Raw genomic sequence first — 19,699 nt, 5'->3', positions numbered from 1 at the left:
AATGGTGGGCGCAGTGCCTATTAATCAGCCCATGGCAGGCGTTGCGCCGACAGCGGCAGAGCGCGGCGCGGCGATGGCGAACAGGTCGTTCACGCGAGCGATTTCGGCAGCACTCGGCTTGATGGCGAACGCGAAGCCGACAAATACCAGCGCATTGAAAATCACGCCGATGATGCCGCTGGTCAATGAACCCAGCGCCGGAATGTCATCTGGGTAGATGACCGTCAGGACGATGGCGATCAGAATTCCCACCAGCATGCCGGCGATGGCGCCCTGCTTGTTGCCACGGCGGCTGAAGATCCCGAAGAACAGCGGCACAGCGAGCTGGATGATGCCCTGATAGGAAATCTGCGCCAGCAACTGCAGCCGTGCGTAGTCGAACGTCAGGTACGCCAGCAGCGAGGCCGCCGCGATGAACACCACCATGCCGGACTTGGCCAGCACGGTCTTTTCACGGTCCGTGCGCGGTTTGTTCCAGGTCGCCAGGTCATTGGCAAACTGAGTGCCGCAGACCTGAACACAGCCGTCGACATGGCCGATGCTCGCGGCAAGCACGATAACGATCGCCAGTGCCAGCAACCATGGGCCGCCGATGTCGAACAACGACAGGAACCAGCCGTTCTGCGGGTGCGCCGCGACCGCCGGGTCCTGGCTGATGGCGGCGGCGAACAGCATGAGGATGCCGTAGAACCCGCCGACCAGAAGGATGGTCATCAGCGTGCCCTTCTTCACCGAGCGCACGCCGCTGGCGGTGTAGATGCGCTGGAAACTCATGGGCCAGCACATCGAACCGATCACCCCGGTAAAGATCAGGCTGAACATGTACATCGGGCCATAGGTGCTGCCTGTGCCGCCCGGAATCACCAGCATGCTGGCGGGCAATTGCGACAGGTGCGAGAACGACGCCGAGTCACCGAACATCAGGTAAACACACAGCGCCGCACACAGAACGTAGGCGATCAGGCCCTGGTACATGTCGGTCATGATCAACCCGCGCATGCCCATGCTCACGGTCCAGTACTGACGAATCAGCACCACGCCCACCCCGACCATCAGGCAGGTGGTCACGCCCCAGCGACCGAAGCTTGCGAACTGAAACAAGGTCGCCAGCGCCTGAATCCCCATGACGACCCAAGGGAACACCGAAATGATGCCGATGATCGACGCAATGCGTTTGACCGCAGGGCTGTTGAAGCGCATCCCCAGCAGATCCGGCTGGGTGGTCAGGTTAAAGCGCTTGCCCCAGGTCCAGGCGCGGTTGGCCATCAGGTACATCGCGGTCACGCCGAGCGTGGCGTAAACCATGCCGTAGAAACCCAGCGCACCGCCCACCGACAAGGCAAAAAACGCGGTAAATGTCGCGCCCGGCCACCATGAGTTGGTGTAGCACATGGCGATGTACCAGGGCCCGTACGAACGACCGCCCACGGCATAGTCGGAAAAGCTCTCGCTCTTGCGATTGGTGGCGTAGAGCACGGCGATCATGCCCGCCAGAAACAGACCAATCAGGCCAAAGGTAATGAACAGGTCGGAACCGATTTCAGTGCTGATCATTTCGAGTCCCCTTCTTCAGGAATCTCGCCCGTCATGGACTCAACGATGTACAGCACCCACAGGCCCAGGCCCATCAGTACCGCAATCGAAATCCAGTAGAAAATCGGCAGTGGAATGCCGAACACGATGACCGGGCTGCTGCTGATGCTCAGGTATAGCGGCGGAAACAGCGCCATCATCAGCAACAGGAAAAAGTAGACACCAAAGACGAGGGTCTTCAGTCGCCCTGGCGGCGCCAGAGGGGGATGGTTTTGCATAACGTGTGCTCCTTGAATTTTGGATCTGGTTGCTGGGCGATCGGATAAAACTCAAGCAGTGAAAAAAGAATGCGGAACACGCCGCTATTTTATTGTTGTGCGAACGAGGATCGATGCCCCTGGCGGCTGGGCGTCGATACCGGATTCGAGTCAATCACCGGCGCAGGCTCAAGCCTGTCTTAGCCAGCTTTCCCATTGCGAATCGTTGATGACGCTGCGCGCCCGCATGTGCTTCCAGACGCCGTACTTGTAGAAGTCAAAATCCAGCTGCGAGACGGCGTGCTGGACCATGGCCCAGGTTGACCACTTCAAGTCCGCCAGCGCCTTGTTCAACTTGATACGCGCCAGCGTTTGGGCAGTAACTTGGCCGAAGTAGTCTTCGATCAGAGCCAGCTCCATCTCGTCAGTGAAAAACATCTCGCCGAACCACAGCGCCAGCTCGTAGTGCCGGTCGTTGTTGGAGGCGTATTCGAAATCCACCAGGCGAATCTGCCGGGCATCGTTGAGCATGAAGTTGCCCGCCAGCGTGTCGTTCATGCAGGGCGCCAGATCGATGCCCGAAGCCTCCAACGCTTGCCGTGCCCGCTGATATTGCAGGCATAGCCAGGCGTCGTCCGGGGGCGTGTAGCCTTTCAATTCCGCGACCTGGCTTTGGTGTTCGTTAATCATGTCGAACGCCGTCTTGGTCTGGATCAGGGCCGGCTGATCGTTGAATGCCTTGAGCGCATGCAGCGCGTTATGACGCACATCGCGCTGCAGGAAATCGTGGTTGGACGAGGCGCGCCAGCCCTCCATGAACTCGAAAACTTCAACGCCGAACGCCTCGAGAAACGCGAACACCGGCGCGCCGTAGCCGGTCTGCGCGGCCTTGACGCTGGCATCGTGGGCCGTGCGCCGGTCGATGAACATCTCGGTGCCCACGCCCGGGACTTTGAAGAAATACGCCGTGTCTGCGCCCTGCACCTCAACGCGCCAGTTGGTGTTGGAAATCCCGCCGCTGACCGGCTGGTAACTGATGTGGCGCCCCTTCCAGCTGCCGACGCTGCGCACCGCCGCCTCCAGTTGCTGTTCGGCGCTCGTTACCGCATCACCCAGAGCTCTCATGCCTGACCCCCATGAACCTGACGCAACCAGCTTTCGAAGCGGGCGTCCTGAATGGCTTGTCGACAGCGCAACAGCGTCCACTGCCCGACTTTAGAAAACTCCAGACCCCGCGCCGATGTCGCGCCAGCCCACAGCCCCCACAACGTCCAGTACGCGTCGTTGATCAACGCGTACAAACGGCAGCGGGCATAATCTGCTTCCCGGCACTCACCGGCCCAAGCGGTAATCCCTTCGCGCCATTGGCTTTCAAACGGATACAGCTCGTTGAGGGTGATCGCCACGTCATACCAGGGGTCGAAACACCCGCCGTAGTCGAAATCGATCAGGCGCAGTTCGCCGCCAGGGCCGACCATCACGTCACTGGCCAGGCCATCGCCGTGCAACGGCACGTTGTCGTGGGGCTGGTGTTGCAGCGCCTGCCAGGCGAGCTCAATGCAGGTATCAATCCAGGCCTGATCCGGCGGCAGCATTACGCCGTCGCGAACACACAGCGCCCGCAGCTTTTGCAGGTCGGCCATGGGCGAGCGAATGAAATCCGGCGCAGGCCCGGCGTGCACCTGTTTTTTCAGCGCCCAAAGGGCTTGCAAGCGCGGCACAGGGGTCAATTCATCCAGTCGCGCCCAGCGCCAGTCCGGCGCAGGTAACGCCTCAAATACCAGCACGCCTTTGGCAACATCGACGAGCACCAACGCGGGCGCCGCACCACTGTCGGCGGCGCATTGACTGGCTTGCGCGCTGCGCTCGACATCGATCAACGGGGCCATGTCAGCGTGCAGCACTTTGGCGTAATAGTTGCCCCGAACACTGCTGACGTTGAAGCCCGCCCATTCGGCGGCCACGCGTATCGGTGAAGCCACGCCAGCGGTGCCGGGAAGCACCTGAACGTCGGTTGGAAATCCATTCGCGCTAAGCGCATCGCGCAGCCGCGCAAGCTCTGAAGATTGATTAGGCATGATCGGCCCTCAGCGAAACGAGGCAGGTGAGGAACAGGCCCGGTACAGCAAAGACGTCAGCATGCGCACGCCGTTGCGCATGTCCTCGTCACTGGTGTATTCCGCTTCGTTGTGCGACACGCCGTTGCTGCTGGGGATGAACAACAGGCACACCGGGTATTTGCGGTTCATGCTGATAGCGTCATGCCCGGACACAGTGACGCTGTTGCCCGTTGGCAGCCCCAGCTGCTGGCCGACGCTGTAGGCCAGCTCGGCGAACCCATGGTGCAATTGGGCAGGTTCGCGCAGCACGCTGCTTTCGATTTCAAAACCGGTGTGGGTTTTGACCGCGATGTCTTCGAGCGTGGCATTGAAACGCGCATCGGCATCCGCCAGTCGCTCGATGTCACGGGAGCGGAATTCGACCAGCAACGAGACCCGCGACGGCACCACGTTTGGCGAGTTGGGATAGATCTCCAGACGCCCCACCGAGCTGTGCATCTCAAGACCGTGCAGGTCAACTTCCGCACGTACGGAGGTGATCGCATGGGCGGCCGCCAGCAACGCATCACGGCGTGCCGCCATCGGCGTCGGGCCGGTGTGATTTTGCTCACCGTCAAAGCGCACGCGGTTCTTCAGTGCCGCCCAGGTTTCACGCACTACACCAATGGCCAAGCCTTCGTTTTCGAGCTGCGGGCCTTGCTCGACGTGGATCTCGACGTAGCCGGCCACCGCAAGGTCAACCATGTTTTCGCCCAGATAACCGATGCTGCGAAGGGCCTGCTCCAGCGTCACGCCGTCGCCATCGCGGCAGGCCCAGGCCTGCTCGATGCTCATTGAACCGGTGAATACGCTGCTGCCGATCAGGCTTGGCTGGAAACGCGCGCCCTCCTCGTTCGTCCAGTTCACGACGGCCAGGTTGCAGGCAGGCGTTTCGCCGCGCTCGCGCATCTGACGCGCAACACTGGCGATCGCCACCGCGCCGGCCAGTACGCCATAGATGCCATCGAAGCGACCGGCGCTCGGCTGGCTGTCCAGGTGCGAGCCGCACAGCAGATAAGGCGCTGCCGGATCGAACGTGATTAAACCGAACATATTGCCCACCGCATCGACGCGCACCTCAAAGCCGTGAAGGGTCAACCAGTCAGCGAACAGGTCGCGCACCTGGCCGTCTTCAGCCGAAGCCGACAGTCGATGCAAGCCACCGGCCGGAGTCGCGCCAATGGCAGAACTGCGCCGGAACAGCTCCTCGAACTCGGCGAGGTCAGCAGCGCTCGGCGACAGCAGTTCAGGGGTAGAGGATTTCGACATTGTCTTGCTCCAGGCGGGTCGAAAAATCGTCGGACAACGGGCGATTTGTGACCACGGTAGTAATCGCGCCAAAGGGCAGCGTATTGATAAACGTCCGATGCCCGAACTTGGCATCGTCGGCCAGCACCACGCTGCGCAGGCAGTGAGCGGCCAGAGTCCGGCGCAGTAGCGCTTCGGGCTCTTCGTAATCCATGAACCCCAGTTGCAAATCCACAGCACCAATGCCCATGAAGGCGATGTCGTAGTGAAACTGACGGGCGAACTCCAGGGTGTGCGCGCCGATCAGTGCGTTGTCATTGCGACGCACATCGCCGGGCGCTACCAACACATGGTTATCGCTTTGCTGAGTGATCAGTTGGGCGATGTCCAGGGAATTGGTGATGATCTTCAAGCGGCTGAACGCCGTCAGCTGTTGCGCAAGCGCCAGTGTGGAAGTGCCGGTGTCGAGGAAAATCGCCATGCCTTCGCTGACCAGTTGCGCAGCCCGTGCAGCCAGTTTGGCTTTGGCCTGGGTCTTGATCCGGGTACGCACTTGCAACGGCTGTTCTTCGTTGGGTCGCGGCAAAATCGCACCCCCGTGAATGCGCCGCAACTTGCCCGCTTCTTCCAGGTATTTGAAATCCCGGCGAATGGTTTCTTCGGACACGAACAGCGACTGCGCCAGGTCCGACGCTTTGACTCGTTGGTGCTGCGCCAGCAGGCGCATGATTTCGTCCAGTCGAGGCTGGTTGAGCATGGGGGGAACATTGCGCTGCAAAGTGAAGCCTCCAGTGTTTGGGCCCCGAATTCGAGCGAGCCTTGAGGGTAGACGCGGTGAACGTTTAATCGCCGGACACGCCTGCGCCGGTGCGGCAATTGCCGAACCGCGGGCGGTGCTGGGAATAAACGTTATCAATGACCGGGACACGCGAACCTCTCACTCGAATCGTTGTGAAAGGGCAGTGAAAAGCAAAGGGATACAGCGGGCAGACTTCGTTCGAGTCCGCTCCGGTTTGAACCATTTATTGAGTGAGCATGGGCGGCAGATGTTGATCCCACGGCATCAGCGCTTCAAAGGCTGCGCAGAACTGCAGCACCTGGGCGTCGGCAAAACGCGGACCCACCACTTGCAGGCCAATCGGCAACCCGCTCGGGCTGAAGCCGCAGGGCATGCTGGCCGCCGGGTTACCGGTGATGTTGAACGGGTAGGTAAACGGGGTCCAGCGCGCCCACGGCACAGCGCCCTCCTGGCCTGCACAATCGTGCGGCGCAACGCCGTCAGCTGAAAACGGCAGGATCGGCAGCGTCGGCATCAGCAACAGATCGAAATCGTTGAACAGCGCGTGGACCTGATTGGCGAACGCCGCGCGTTGTTGCACCGCTTTGAGGTAGCCCGCCAGGTCGTAGTCGGCGGAGCGTCTGATCAGATCAGCGAAGCCCGGGTCGAGCTGATCCATCTGGTTGACCAGCGCCTTGCCATACGCGATACCACGCCCCCCGACCCACAGGGTTTCAAAAGTGGCCAACGGGTCCTGCCAGTCCAGCTTCAGCGTGGTGACTTGAACCGGCAGCGCTTGCGCCATCCGGTGCACAGCGGCCTCAACGGCCGAGGCGATGACCGGATCGACTGGCGTCTCGAACAGCGTCGGGCAGTAGCCGATGCGCAACGTGCCCAGCGGTTTGTCGCAGCGATCCAGATACGATTCGGTGGGTGCGGGTAATGCCTGGTGATCCAGTGGATCGGGTCCGGAAAGGATGTCGAACAGCAACGCGCTGTCTCGCACGGTCCGGGTGATGGGACCTGCGTGACTGAGCATTTCGGTCGCCGACCACGGCCAGGTGGGAATTCGTCCCAGCGAGCCTTTTAAGGCAAAAGCGCCGCAGAACGCGCCAGGAATTCGCACCGAGCCGCCGCCGTCAGAGCCCAATGTCGCAGGGACCATGCGCGCGGCCACCGCAATGGCCGAGCCTGAACTGGAACCGCCGCTGGTGAGTTGTGGATTCCATGGGTTGCGACCGTTGCCGAACACGCGAGAGGTACTGGCGCCGGTCCAGCCGAATTCAGTGGTGGCGGTTTTGCCGAGGATGATGGCGCCAGCGTCTTTCAAGCGCCGAATGATCGGGGCGTCCTGCACCGGCACATTATCAAGACCGGTCAGCGAGCCCTTGGTGGTGCGCAAACCTGCGGTGGAAAACAGATCCTTGATCCCGAACGGAATGCCATGCAGCGGGCCGCGATACTCACCGGCCTGTGCTTGTGCCGTCATGGTCTGCGCTTGTTCCAATGCCGTTTCTGCGTAGACATCACCAAAGGCATTGAGTGTGGAATTGTGGGTTTGGATGGACAACAGACTGGCTTCAACCAACTGCACAGGCGTCAGGCGACCGTCACGGATGCGTGACGCAGCCTCGATGACACTTGGCATGGATAGCGGGTTTTGCTCAGTCTTCATTGGTTGTCCCAGATTTTCCGAGGTAATGCCTGATCGTCCGGGCATTAAAGTCAGCGAGAAAAAAAGAGTCAAGTGGGGTTTGTTGGTTATGTTGGATTTGTGGACTATTTAATTTTTATGGCGCCACAAGGGTGCAAAAAACTCAGATTTTTAGCGGTTAATAGGCGTTGCGCCCCCATACGGGGCAGGCAAAACAGCAGGGTCAAGGCTTGGCCGCGAAGAGGCCCGCAAATCCGACGCATTGGTGGCGCCTGACAAGCAGCCTTCACGGGCAAGCTCGCGCCAACAGGAAATCAAAACTACAGCGGTTGCGCATATTGCTCATCGCTGACCTTTTCCATCCACTCCACCACGTTGCCATCGAGTACTTCGGCGATCGCGATGTGCGTCATCGCTGTGGTCGCCGTCGCGCCATGCCAGTGTTTGACGTTCGGTGGAATCCAGACCGTGTCGCCGGGCTTGATCGAGCGCGCCGGCTGGCCCAACTCCTGCACCAGGCCTGCGCCTGCGGTCACGATCAATGTCTGGCCAAGAGGATGCGTATGCCAGGCCGTTCTGGCGCCCGGTTCAAACGTCACCGTCGCGCCGCTCACCCGAGCGTTGTCCGTCCCTTTGAACGGCGCATCAACGCGCACGGTACCGGTGAAGTAATCGGCCGGCCCCTTGGCCGATGGTTGTGATCCATTGGTGTTGATGACGAGCATGGACTTTTCCTCTGCGGGTAAATCGAAAGCGAGCAATGAGAGCGACAGCGCGGTGGCGGCGAGGTTTTTCATGACGGTCTTCGGCCGAACTCAATAAGGACCCCCAAGATACCCGTGACCGATTACTATGATTAGTCACCACTATCTTCAAATACTCATGCAGAGTGCTCATTAATGCTTCGAGAAAACGCTTCGGACTTACTGGCCTTTCTCGCGGTGGCGCGGGAACGCAGCTTCACTAAGGCGGCGGCAAAACTGGGGGTGTCTCAATCTGCGCTGAGCCATACGATCCGTGGCCTGGAAGCGCGATTGGGTTTGCGCCTGTTGACCCGAACGACACGCAGCGTATCGCCTACGCAAGCGGGTGAAAGGCTGATGAACAAGGTGGGGCCGCACTTTGAGGAGATTGAAATCGAACTCGCGGGCCTGAGTGATCTGCGCGATACGCCGACGGGCAACATTCGCATCAGCGCCACCGATTACTCGCTGGATTTCATCATCGGCCCCAAGCTCAATCAGTTTCTGCCCCAGTACCCGGACATCTCGGTGGAAGTCTGCTGCGACTACAGCTTCGTCGACATCGCGGCTCACGGTTTCGACGCTGGGGTGCGGCTGGGCGAGGACGTCGCACAAGGCATGATCGCGACCCGGATCGGCCCGGACATGCGCATGTCTGTGGTTGGGTCTCCCGCCTACTTTGCCAACCGCACACTGCCGACAACGCCTCGGGACCTCACCGATCATCGGTGCAATAACCTGCGGCTACCCACCAACGGCGGGCTCTATGCATGGGAGTTCGCCAAGGACGGCGAAAGCATCAAGGCCCGCGTCACGGGGCAAGTGACCCACAACGGGGTTTATCCACTGCGCCAGGCGGCCCTGGACGGTTTCGGCCTGAGCTACATCCCCCACGACATTGTCGAGCCTTTCATTGCCGCAGGCCAATTGATTCATGTACTGGAAGACTGGTCGCCGTTGTTCGCCGGGTTCCACCTCTACTACCCCAGCCGTCGCCAGGCATCGCCTGCGTTTGCGTTGCTGGTCGATGCGTTGCGTTTCAAGGCTTGATGCTGGATACGACATCCGCGGGCATCAGCGAACGCACTCACCCCCATGAGCCATTTACGCGAGCTGCTTGTGCATCGGAACGCAGGCCAGCTGAAGACCCGATGGCGAGTGATAAATAGCCCGCTCCGTCCCGCTGAAGCCGCATCGACGATAAAACTCGAAGGCGTTGAGCGTGGCCTCCAGGTTGACCTGGCCCAGTCCTGCCTCAGAAGCAAGTCGTTCAAGGTGAAGAATCATCACCTTACCGATCCCCTGCCTCATGTGATCGGGCAACACGAAAAGCGCACCCAGCTCACCCGTTTGGAAATTGATAAACCCCGTGGCGATGGGCACCCCATCCAGGCACGCCAGGTGGTAATCCTTTTCGACCCAGTTTCGGTATTTCTCTGTGAGCGGTATTTCAGTCCAGAGCCTGAGCTGCTCCGGTGTATAGGCCGCGCTGCACTGGTGCAATATGGCCCGGGTACGGATATCGAATGCAGCCTCTGCATCACTGCGTTCAGCTCGACGGATCGTCAACATCTTTGCTCTCCTGAGGCTTTGCGCTCAGGACGGGGACAATAAAAAAGCCCCGTCCATTTCTGGCGGGGCTTTGGTCGATGCTCATTCCACTAAACGCGCATGTTCCTATGCTCCGCCGAAGGCGAACATGGAGGAGCGGATCACGTGCATGAGCGATTGAGTAATCATCGGCCGATAGTCCGGGGATTCATTCTCGGTGTCAACGCACCCAGGCAAAACATCGTGAGCTGACTCGGCCTGCCCGAAGAGCTTGCCCTTTTCATGACTAAAACGTTTATTGCGTTCGCTTAGGCTCCCCCGCTACGCGGGTTTCAAACCATGCTGTCGCCTCCGTAAACCAGACCTTCTGGGCGTTCTTTTTTGAATAATAAAATCACACGATTGTGGTTTATCCTGCCTCACGGTCACTTACCGGTGCGGTGCGGTGCTGCACTGCTAAGCGATAACACGCAGTTCGCTCGTCATCATCGCTTAAACCGCCCATAAAACGCAGGACATCGCATGCAAGTTAACCGCGCAAATATTGCTGACTTCATCTACTTCCTGGCCATCGCTCGTCATCAAAGCTTTAGCCGCGCGGGCCAGGAAGTCGGGATCAGCGCATCTGCGCTCAGCCACGCAATTAAAGGACTGGAAAACCGGCTCGGGGTTCGTCTGCTCAACCGCACTACCCGAAGCGTAACTTTGACGGCCGCCGGTGAAGAGCTTCAGGGTTTTATCAGCAAGCCTATGGAGGAGATAGGTCAAGCAGCGGAAGCGCTCAATCGTTTTCGCGATGCGCCAGTGGGACGCATCAGACTCAACATACTGAGCGACGCGGCCGACCTTTTGCTCGGCCCCGCCTTACCGATATTCAATGATCGGTATCCCGAAATCCAAATTGATCTAACCGTAACCAACCTCATAGTGGACGTGATTGGCGCCGGCCATGACGCAGGGATCCGCTACGGAGGCACTGTTCCAGAGGATATGATTGCTCAGCGTCTGTCTCCGGACATCCGCTGGGTCGTCGCCGGCACGCGCGATTACCTCGAACGATTCGGTGTACCCCATCATCCCAATGACCTGGTCAAACATCGTTGCTTGAGGATTCGCCTGGGCAACGGGTGCATGTACGACTGGGAGTTCGACAAGGGCGACGAACATTTGGCAATTGCAGTGCCCGGGCTGATTACGATTGATGAGACACGGGTCGGCTTGTCGCTCGTACGCCAAGGGGCCGGCTTGATGTACGCCCCGGAACCTGCGATGGCGCCACTGGTCGAGCGAGGTGAAGTCGTCCTGGTTCTGGACGACTGGACCAGCGTCGCGCCGGGGTTTCATATGTATTACTCAAGCCATCGACAGTTGCCCATGGGATTGAAGTTACTGATCGATCTGATCCGCGAGCTGCAGCCTCTGGGAGAGTTTTGACGGCACGCTGCGCGGCATCAGACCGGGGCGAAAACAACAGTGGCGCGGCATCAGACGCCTACCCTGCGACGATTATCTCTCGACAATGCCGGTGCAGTAAGGCGTCTGCCCAATAAGGGTTGCGTCGCTATGTTTTCAGGACTTCTGGCGGTCGGTGAATACGCCGTCGACCACTGGCACCGCTGTAAAAACGTTGGGCCATCCGGCGTAGAACGCCAGTTGCGTCAGCATCTCGGAAGCTTCGCCTTGAGTCAGTCCGTTGTCCATTGCCCGGTTGAGGTGAGCGCCCAACTGGGCCACCTGCCCTGTGGCAATCAACGCACTGACGGTGATCAGGCTGCGATCACGCGGAGCAAGACCGGGGCGCAGCCATAAGTCATGAAACAACGCAGCGCTGGTGTAATGAACGACGCCTGGTGACACCGGGCCCACCGCTTTGTCGACGAATGTCGTGCGTACTTTTTCCGAGGCTTCGTCGATGGGTAGCAATGGCGGTGAAACGGGGGGAAGTTGATCAACGGTAATGCCGCGTTGGGCAAAGACCTCTTTCGCAATCAGGATGGTCGCTGTTGCGTTTCCCCATCCGGTATAGAACGCCAGGTGGTTGATCACCTCTGACAACTCGGCGGGCTTTACCCCATTGTCCAGCGCCAGATTGAAGTGATAGGCCATTTCCACTGGCTGATTTTTTGCGATCAATACCGCGACCGTCACCAGGCTGCGATCACGGGGCGAGAGTCCCGGGCGCTTCCACACTTCCCCAAGCAGCATCGTTTCTGTGTTGTGGGCCAGTGCCGGCGAAACGGCGCGGACGTCGTCCGGGGTAGGGACTGCCGGCAGACGGGCTTGGGTCGGCGGACTTTCGGTCGAAACGCATGCGCTCAGCAGCAGCGACATTGAGGCGAGCCCCGCTTTCAAGGACTTCATCGCGAGGCCTCGTACTGAGCGTCAGTGACAGGCTCCATCCATTCGACGTTTTTGCCGTCCTGGGATTCCTGGACGGCGATATGCGTCATCCCCGTTTTGGCTGTGCCGCCGTGCCAATGCTTGACGCCGGGCGGCGTCCAGATCACATCCCCCGGCTTGATCACCAGCTTTTCGCCTCCGTCCTGCTGGATCCAGCCAGTGCCTGCGGTGACCACCAGCGATTGGCCCAACGGATGGGTATGCCACACAGAACGCGCGCCCGGCTGGAAGGTCACCGCCCCGGCCGACACCCTGGACGGCGCTCGTGCCGCAATCAGCGGATCGATTCGAGCATTGCCGACGAAGTTGTCGGGGGCCCCCATGATCGAGGCTTGCTCACCGTTTCTGACGACATTCATTGCCTGATCCTTCGCAATATCGGCGGCCTGCATTGAGGCCGATGCCAGCAATGTTGTGACCAACGCTGATGCGGCGACGAGTGTTCTCATGGGCAGACTCCTGCTTGATGGGCGTGGAGCAGACAAGCTAGTTCATGACCCATCAACGCACTACCCGGAAAATCCTGCATGAAGCGATGAGTCATGCTCATCAATCACCGTCACCTCCCTCCCCCTCATCCTTGCAGCAAGTACGCACCGCCATTTATCGAATTACTGAGCGCAGCTCATCAGCACATCCTTAGTTACCCCGGTATTCATAACAGTCCAGGTTGATTAGCGTGATCCCATTCATCAGCCCCCAATAACTCTGCCGGCTGGTCAGCAGGGTCAGCGCTGCCTGCGAGCTGCGGAAAAACCACACATTTGATCACCTTAGAAGTCGAGGATTTTTTGATGAGCTTTTCGTTTGAGAACAAAGTCGCGCTGGTCACCGGCGCCGCCTCCGGTATTGGTTTGGCGACGGCCAAAGCCTTCGCACAAGCGGGTGCATCGGTTGTGCTGGCTGATATCAATCAGGGGGTGGTGCTGGCTGCGGCCCAGGCGCTGGTTCTCGCCGGCCATCAGGCGATTGGCCTGCGTTGCGATGTTGCTGAAGTGGATCAGGTCGAGGCAATGGTGAAAGAAGCCGTGGCCACATTCGGTCGTCTGGATGCCGCTTTCAACAATGCCGGGATCCAGAATCAACTGTTAGAGATGGCTGATGCGACCGTTGAGGATTACGACCGGGTCATGTCGGTCAACCTTCGTGCAGTCTGGAGCTGCATGAAATTCGAGCTGCAGCACATGCGCCAACAAGGCAGTGGCACGATCGTCAATTGCTCGTCTCTGGGCGGTCTGGTTGGCGGCGCTCAGCGTGCCAACTACCACGCGGCAAAGCATGGGGTGATTGGGCTGACGAAAAGCGCGGCACTGGAATACGCCGCTCGCAACATCCGCGTCAATGCGGTGTGCCCTGGGCTGATCTGGACACCCATGGTCGATCAGATGGTCGCCGCCGGTCAGGGTGATGCGATGGAGGCGATGGTCAAGAGCGTGCCCATGGGCCGTCATGGCCGCCCCGAGGAAATTGCCGACGCCGTTCTCTGGTTGAGCAGCGATACCTCCAGCTATGTGACAGGCCAGTCCATTTCGGTGGATGGCGGGTTCGTCATGCGCTGAAAAAAGTGCACGGCCGTACCCGAACCTCACTCAAAGGACAGATATTCCATGCCACATTCCCACTCCTCCACGGCAGGCAAGTTACTGCTGATTGCCCTGGGCGCAATCATCCTGCTGATCGGGCTGTTCATGCTCGTCGGCGGCAGTTACCTGATCACACTGGCAGGCTCATGGTATTTCGCGCTGGCCGGTATTGGCCTGACGGTCTCCGGCATCATGACCTTGCGATGCCGACGGTCAGGCGCGCTGCTCTATCTCGTAATATTTGCAGCTTCCATCGCCTGGTCGTTGTGGGATGTGGGGCTAACGTTCTGGCCGTTGTTTTCTCGATTGTTTGCCATGGGCGTGCTCGCGGTATTGGTACTCCTGACGATGCCGTTGCTGCGCAGCCATGAGCGTCCGGTATCTGGCAGGTTCGCCTATGTGGGATCGGCCGTCGTGGCGCTATGCCTCGCGGCAACGTTCTACAGCGCCTTGCAGCCGCAGCCGATCCAGACAGCAGACGGCGCGCCTGCACCTGTGCCCGGTAAAGCCGTGGGCGCGGTCGAGCCGGCCGCGGACTGGCGCTATTTCGGTCATACCCCTTCTGGGACTCGCCACGCGGTGCTGGACAAGATCACCCCTGAAAATGTGGCAGATCTTAAAGTGGCCTGGACATACCACACCGGCGAAATACCCAATGGAAGCCAAGGCCATGTCGTTACGCCGCTGCACGTCAACGGTATGATTTACGGCTGCACTCAATCGAGTCAGCTATTCGCGCTGGACGCCGATACCGGCAAAGAAATCTGGCACCACGATCCGAAAGTGCAGGCCAACAATGTGTACCCGCGTTGTCGGGGAGTGGGTTATCACGACGCAGCGCCCGAGGTGTCGGCAACCGCCGCCAGCCCTGCTCTTGCGGCCTGCACGCGTCGCATCATCGCGACCACGGTGGATGCGCGTATCGTCGCCGTCGATGCGCAAACCGGCCAGGCCTGCACCGATTTTGGCGACGGTGGTAGCGTCAGCCTGCGCATAGGCATGGGCGGCAGCGACCAGGACCTGTACTTTCCAACGGCGGCGCCGACCGTGGTGCGCAATCTGGTCGTGGTCGGTGGATTGGTGTGGGACAACCAGAAAACCGGTGAGCCTTCAGGCGTCGTCCGGGCCTTCGATGTTCGCACTGGCGCGCTGGCCTGGGCTTGGGATCTGGGCAATCCAGCCATCACGAGAGAACCACCTGAAGGACAGAGTTATACGGCTGGCACTCCGAATGTCTGGTCGACCCCCGCCTTCGATGACGCCCTTGGTTTGATCTACTTGCCGACCGGAAATGCGACGCCAGACTTCTGGGGCGGCCACCGCACCGAGGCTGACGATCGTTACTCATCGTCCGTCGTTGCCCTGGACATCGCGACCGGACGCGAAAGGTGGCGCTTCCAAACGGTGCATCATGACGTGTGGGACTACGACGTACCGTCACAACCGGCGCTGTATGACGTTCCCGATGGCCACGGCGGAACTCTACCGGCGCTGATTCAGACCACCAAGCGTGGGCAGATTTTCATGCTCGACCGCCGCAACGGCAACCCCATTGCGCAAGTCGAAGAACGACCTGTTCCTCAGGGCGGTGTCGCCGATGATCGCACCTCCCCTAGCCAACCCTACTCGGTGGGCATGCCTGCCATTGGCACCGAACCACTCAGCGAAAAACGCATGTGGGGCCTTACGCCGCTGGATCAATTGATCTGTCGCATCGATTTTCGAAGGGCGCGCTATGAGGGAGAGTTCACGCCGCCAAGTGAGCATATGACGATTCAATACCCGAGCTGGCTGGGTGGGATGAACTGGGGGTCAGTGTCCATCGCCGAGAACCTGGGTTATATGATCGTCAACGACACCCGCGTTGCGATCTGGAACCGCATGATTGCGCGCTCTGCCTACGATCAAGCGGGTACCGAAGGAGGCGGTCACGAAGGGAACGCTCCTCAGGCCGGGACGCCATGGGGTATCGAGATGGGGCGTTTCTTGTCTCCGCTAGGCATCCCCTGTCAGGAGCCACCGTACGGAACGATCAGCGCTATCGATTTGACGACACGCAAGGTTGCCTGGTCGATGCCATTGGGCACTACCGAGCAAACCGGCCCGCTGGGCATCGCCACCCATCTGCCAATGCCTGTCGGCATGCCAACGCGTGGCGGCCCGGTGACCACTTCAAGCGGCTTGATTTTCATGGCGGGCACGCAGGACTTCTACATCCGCGCCCTTGATGTGCGCACCGGCGAAGAGCTGTGGAAAGGACGGCTGCCCGTGGGTGCAGAGGCGACACCGATGACCTATGTATCGCCCAAAACCGGCAGGCAATACCTGGTCATCAGTGCGGGCGGTAACGCGGCGACAACTGAGAAGGGTGATTACGTGATCGCGTATGCGTTACCGGAGTGAGGCTAACGGCCTCGATCTCTGCACCATCGCAGGGCTAGGGCGGGATCGGGAGTGCATCTTTAATCCACTGGCTCAGGCGATTACTGATTCAGCTGCATCTGCGCGTTCTTCAACTAACGTGTCCAGCAGACAGCGCCGAAAGTCTTCGGTAAAGGCCTGCGCCACAGACGACACTCGAAGGCATACAGCAAATTCAGGTAGCTCAGGAAGCCCTGCTTCGTGAGGGAGTTTTATCAAATCCGCTGGCACCGTAGATGCCAGCCAGGCAGTGATTGCAAGACCCACGCGCACTGTTGAGGCAGTGGCTTCGAAGCTGCCGTTTTCGAAGATTGTCCGCCACGCAATGCCCTGCTTCGCCAGCGCTCCGAGCACCAGCGGGCGGAAGACACATCGCTCGTCGACAAGTGACAAGGGCAGCGGCCTTTTTTTCCAGATGTCGCTGGTCTCGCTTCCTACCCAGACAAGAGGCTCAGTGCGGATGACCTCACCTTGTGGACTGCTCGCCAGGTACTCGATGAGCGCGACGTCCAGATGCCCTTCCTTGATGTCTTCGTGCAGCTCAGGCGATGGAGCGCACTTCATCGAAAGCTCTACCGACGGATGAGACTCTGAGAACGCTTTGAGCGCCGGCGCAAGAGATGTGATCAGGTCAGGAGGTGCCCCGATTCGCAAATGTCCACGCGCCGGGCTACCGACGGTATCAGCCCAAATTTCATCATTGAATTGCAGCAGTCGACGCGCTTTGGGCAGGAACAGCTCTCCTTGAGCAGTCAGCTCAAGCTGTTTGGGCTTACGGATCAGTAATAGACAACCCAGGCTTTCTTCGAGCCGTTTCACCTGCTGACTCACCGCCCCTTGCGTCATGAAGAGCAGATTAGCGGCGACTGTCATGCTGCGATGGTCGGCAACAGCGACGAAGGTACGAATCAACGCGAGATCAAGGTTACGGCTCATGATCGCAATTACCGAATGTAATGTAAGGCATTAAGGATATTCGATTTTCTAATCGCCGATGCAGATGTAGCGTCAACGTCTTCAATTTCTGGAAGCAACGCCAGTGACCGCTTCGCTCCCTCTGTCTGCGCACCCCGCAGCATTGTGGTCGCTTCAACCTCTTGATGGCCGCCGTACTCATTGCATCCATCATCCCTACCTGGATCTAAAAGATGTCTCATCTACCGTTTGCTGAGTCGTTCGACCTTGATGCTTGCTTCGAATCGATCTCTGAACACTGGTCACCCAAGGTCGTCGCACAGGTGAACAACCAGTACGTGAAGGTTGCCAAAGTCTGCGGCCAACTGGTTTGGCATAACCATGAAACACAGGACGAACTGTTCTACGTGGTGAAGGGAAATTTAAGGATTGAATATGAAGGTGGCCGCGTGGTCGAGCTGCCGGCAGGATCAATGCATGTCGTCCCCAAAGGCGTCATGCATAACCCGGTCGCCGAACAAGAGTGCTGGGTCGTCCTGATCGAGCCAGTGGATACGCTGCATACGGGAGATACTTATTCGCCCCTTACCAAAACCCTGGAGCAACAGTTGGGCTGATCAGTTGCGTGCGCGAACGCTGAACCGGGGCCGAGAGCACGCTGCTGGTAGGCGTCCGCTCAACACACCTCGCGTCATTAAAATGGGCGCCCAGCGTAAGGTACTTCGGAGGGGACATGTTGTGTTGCCGTTACGTCAGGCGGCTACAGTACCCAACGGCTGAGTCGCCAACGACACATTCCTGGATGGATATGGCGTAGCACAGGCCGTACCGGGCCCACTTTTTACCTTTGCAGCATTTCTCGGTGCGTCCATGAACGTACCGCCTTCCGGTTGGGTGGGTGCATCGGTGTGTCTCATCGCTATATTTTCACCGTCATTCCTCCTTGTGATCGGCGTCCGGCCATTCTGGGAGCAACTGCGCCATAGCGTTCGCACACAAGCAACGCTTGCAGGGGTCAACGGGGAAGTGGTCGGGATTCTCTTGGCGGCTTTGTACAACCCGGTCTGGATAGGCGCCATATTAAAACCCCAAGACTTCGGGATAGCGCTGATAGCCCTTGTTGCCTTAATGTTCTGGAAGGCACCTCCTTGGTTGGCTGTCTTGGGCAGTGGCTTGATCGGATGGTTGCTAAGTAATGTTTCTTGAGAAGGGCTATCCACCTCGTTCTAAAGCATCAGCCCGAAAACCCTGCATGATTAAACGGGGCACCAATATAGGCGGCGCACGCTCGATCAGACAGCTTACTGAGGCGGTGGCCCTGCGTGCTTACATCACAGGTGCGCCATGCAACTTCAAGCAAAATAGGCTGCCCATGTAATACACCCCATTCGCTGAACGGCATGGAGTTTGGGCAGCGCTGCCAATCAAGCGCAAAGCCTGTCCCTATGGCGATTCAAACCGGAGCCAATCGATGAATTATATAAAACTGGGTAACACTGGGCTTGAAGTATCCCGGCTGTGTCTGGGATGCATGACCTATGGGATTCCCGATCGGGGCTCCCACGCCTGGACACTGGACGAGGAAAAGAGCCGCCCCCTGATTCAAAAAGCAGTGGAAGCCGGGATCAATTTCTTCGATACCGCCAACGTCTATTCCGATGGAACATCGGAAGAGATTGTCGGTAAAGCGCTCAAAGAGTTTACCCGGCGAGAAGAAGTCGTTATCGCAACCAAAGTTCACGGCCGCATGCACGAGGGCCCAAATGGGGCCGGGTTGAGCCGCAAAGCAATTTTGCAAGAAGTCGACAACTCGCTTCGCCGACTGGGCACCGACTACATCGATCTTTACCAGATTCATCGCTTTGACTACGGAGTGCCCGTCGAGGAAACCCTTGAAGCGCTGCATGACATCGTCAAGGCCGGGAAAGTGCGATATATCGGTGCTTCATCAATGTTTGCATGGCAGTTCGCCAAGATGCTGCACACCTCTAAAGCGAATGGCTGGACCCGCTTCGCCACGATGCAAAACTACGTGAATCTGCTTTACCGTGAAGAAGAGCGCGAGATGTTGCCTCTCTGCAGCGCTGAAGGCATTGGCGTTATCCCATGGAGCCCGCTGGCTCGCGGTCGACTGACTCGTCCATGGAACGCGACGACAGAACGGACTGAGTCTGATGCGTTCGGCAAGACACTTTACGCGCAGACAGTTGAAGCCGACCGGACGGTGATCGAGGCTGTGGCTGCCATCGCTCAAGCCCGAGGCGTTCCCGCTGCCCAAGTGGCGTTGGCGTGGGTGTTATCAAAGCAGGAAGTTACTGCGCCCATTGTGGGTGCGTCCCGCGCGGGACATCTGGACGACGCCCTCGCTGCCGTGGAATTTCAGCTGACGGATGAGGAAATTGCTGCGCTGGAAAGTCCCTACGTACCCCATGCGGTGGTGGGATTCTCCTGACTGATGCCCGCCTGCACCCTAGCGGCCGCTGACTTCTGCCAGCGCCGCCATGCGGCAATTTTCAG

The 19,699-nt window shown here is 59.1% G+C and carries 18 protein-coding genes and 1 pseudogene; 7 read left to right on the top strand and 12 right to left on the bottom strand.

The window, feature by feature from the left end; translation table 11 throughout:
* Positions 1–24 precede the first annotated feature (24 nt).
* From ACWKWM_RS03690 to ACWKWM_RS03655, 8 genes are all read right to left on the bottom strand, one after another.
* Positions 25–1,554 (bottom strand): sodium:solute symporter family protein, encoded by a 1,530-nt coding sequence (locus ACWKWM_RS03690; RefSeq protein ID WP_483844803.1) that lies wholly within the window; start codon positions 1,552–1,554, stop codon positions 25–27.
* Positions 1,551–1,811 (bottom strand): hypothetical protein, encoded by a 261-nt coding sequence (locus tag ACWKWM_RS03685; RefSeq protein WP_483844802.1) that lies wholly within the window; start codon positions 1,809–1,811, stop codon positions 1,551–1,553. The genes ACWKWM_RS03690 and ACWKWM_RS03685 overlap by 4 nt, the downstream gene beginning before the upstream one ends.
* A 168-nt stretch (positions 1,812–1,979) precedes the next feature.
* A complete protein-coding gene (locus ACWKWM_RS03680; RefSeq protein ID WP_483844801.1) occupies positions 1,980–2,915 on the bottom strand; it encodes a choline/ethanolamine kinase family protein in 936 nt (311 codons plus the stop codon).
* Positions 2,912–3,868 (bottom strand): phosphotransferase, encoded by a 957-nt coding sequence (locus ACWKWM_RS03675; protein WP_483844800.1) that lies wholly within the window; start codon positions 3,866–3,868, stop codon positions 2,912–2,914. The genes ACWKWM_RS03680 and ACWKWM_RS03675 overlap by 4 nt, the downstream gene beginning before the upstream one ends.
* A 9-nt stretch (positions 3,869–3,877) precedes the next feature.
* Positions 3,878–5,158: an allantoate amidohydrolase gene (locus tag ACWKWM_RS03670; protein WP_483844799.1), complete on the bottom strand. Its 1,281-nt coding sequence runs from the start codon at positions 5,156–5,158 to the stop codon at positions 3,878–3,880.
* Positions 5,136–5,894 carry a DeoR/GlpR family DNA-binding transcription regulator gene (locus ACWKWM_RS03665; protein ID WP_483844798.1) on the bottom strand — a complete coding sequence of 253 codons (759 nt, stop codon included), beginning with the start codon at positions 5,892–5,894 and terminating at the stop codon, positions 5,136–5,138. Before ACWKWM_RS03665 ends, ACWKWM_RS03670 begins: the two co-directional genes overlap by 23 nt.
* Positions 5,895–6,159: 265 nt before the next feature.
* A complete protein-coding gene (locus ACWKWM_RS03660; protein WP_483844985.1) occupies positions 6,160–7,563 on the bottom strand; it encodes an amidase in 1,404 nt (467 codons plus the stop codon).
* A 326-nt stretch (positions 7,564–7,889) separates the two neighbouring features.
* Complete coding sequence (locus ACWKWM_RS03655) at positions 7,890–8,366, bottom strand: (R)-mandelonitrile lyase (RefSeq protein ID WP_483844797.1); 477 nt, start codon at positions 8,364–8,366, stop codon at positions 7,890–7,892.
* Between the two features lie 102 nt (positions 8,367–8,468).
* On the opposite strand from ACWKWM_RS03655, the gene ACWKWM_RS03650 reads away from it, so the two are divergent.
* Complete coding sequence (locus tag ACWKWM_RS03650; RefSeq protein WP_483844796.1) at positions 8,469–9,362, top strand: LysR family transcriptional regulator; 894 nt, start codon at positions 8,469–8,471, stop codon at positions 9,360–9,362.
* Between the two features lie 54 nt (positions 9,363–9,416).
* On the opposite strand, the gene ACWKWM_RS03645 is transcribed toward ACWKWM_RS03650, so the two are convergent.
* Positions 9,417–9,884: a GNAT family N-acetyltransferase gene (locus tag ACWKWM_RS03645; protein WP_483844795.1), complete on the bottom strand. Its 468-nt coding sequence runs from the start codon at positions 9,882–9,884 to the stop codon at positions 9,417–9,419.
* A 501-nt stretch (positions 9,885–10,385) separates the two neighbouring features.
* Here ACWKWM_RS03645 and ACWKWM_RS03640 point away from each other — a divergent pair.
* Positions 10,386–11,297 carry a LysR family transcriptional regulator gene (locus ACWKWM_RS03640; RefSeq protein WP_483844794.1) on the top strand — a complete coding sequence of 304 codons (912 nt, stop codon included), beginning with the start codon at positions 10,386–10,388 and terminating at the stop codon, positions 11,295–11,297.
* Between the two features lie 135 nt (positions 11,298–11,432).
* Here the strand turns inward: ACWKWM_RS03640 and ACWKWM_RS03635 are convergent, their stop codons facing one another.
* Positions 11,433–12,224 (bottom strand): carboxymuconolactone decarboxylase family protein, encoded by a 792-nt coding sequence (locus ACWKWM_RS03635; RefSeq protein WP_483844793.1) that lies wholly within the window; start codon positions 12,222–12,224, stop codon positions 11,433–11,435.
* On the bottom strand, positions 12,221–12,712 hold the full coding sequence (locus tag ACWKWM_RS03630) for a (R)-mandelonitrile lyase (RefSeq protein WP_483844792.1): 492 nt from the start codon (positions 12,710–12,712) through the stop codon (positions 12,221–12,223). Before ACWKWM_RS03630 ends, ACWKWM_RS03635 begins: the two co-directional genes overlap by 4 nt.
* Positions 12,713–13,057: 345 nt before the next feature.
* Here ACWKWM_RS03630 and ACWKWM_RS03625 point away from each other — a divergent pair, with 345 nt between their 5' ends.
* The gene (locus ACWKWM_RS03625; protein ID WP_483844791.1) at positions 13,058–13,822 is read left to right on the top strand and encodes an SDR family NAD(P)-dependent oxidoreductase; all 765 of its coding nucleotides are present in this window, start codon (positions 13,058–13,060) and stop codon (positions 13,820–13,822) included.
* Positions 13,823–13,870: 48 nt separating this feature from the next.
* On the top strand, positions 13,871–16,249 hold the full coding sequence (locus tag ACWKWM_RS03620) for a membrane-bound PQQ-dependent dehydrogenase, glucose/quinate/shikimate family (RefSeq protein WP_483844790.1): 2,379 nt from the start codon (positions 13,871–13,873) through the stop codon (positions 16,247–16,249).
* 72 nt (positions 16,250–16,321) lie between these two features.
* Here the strand turns inward: ACWKWM_RS03620 and ACWKWM_RS03615 are convergent, their stop codons facing one another.
* Positions 16,322–17,203, bottom strand: coding sequence for a LysR substrate-binding domain-containing protein (locus tag ACWKWM_RS03615; RefSeq protein WP_483844789.1), 882 nt, complete (start codon positions 17,201–17,203; stop codon positions 16,322–16,324).
* Positions 17,204–17,415: 212 nt separating this feature from the next.
* Between ACWKWM_RS03615 and ACWKWM_RS03610 the strand changes: the two genes are divergently transcribed.
* From ACWKWM_RS03610 to ACWKWM_RS03600, 3 genes and pseudogenes are all read left to right on the top strand, one after another.
* Entirely contained in the window at positions 17,416–17,799 is a 384-nt protein-coding gene (locus ACWKWM_RS03610; protein ID WP_483844788.1) for a cupin domain-containing protein, read from the top strand.
* 112 nt (positions 17,800–17,911) lie between these two features.
* Positions 17,912–18,388: pseudogene (locus ACWKWM_RS03605) on the top strand (chromate transporter); the annotation flags it as partial.
* Positions 18,389–18,653: 265 nt separating this feature from the next.
* Positions 18,654–19,634 carry an aldo/keto reductase gene (locus ACWKWM_RS03600; protein ID WP_483844787.1) on the top strand — a complete coding sequence of 327 codons (981 nt, stop codon included), beginning with the start codon at positions 18,654–18,656 and terminating at the stop codon, positions 19,632–19,634.
* Positions 19,635–19,699 lie beyond the last annotated feature (65 nt).

Source organism: Pseudomonas rosaeacicularis (genome assembly GCF_057128745.1).
This window is presented reverse-complemented; position numbering and strand designations above follow the sequence as displayed.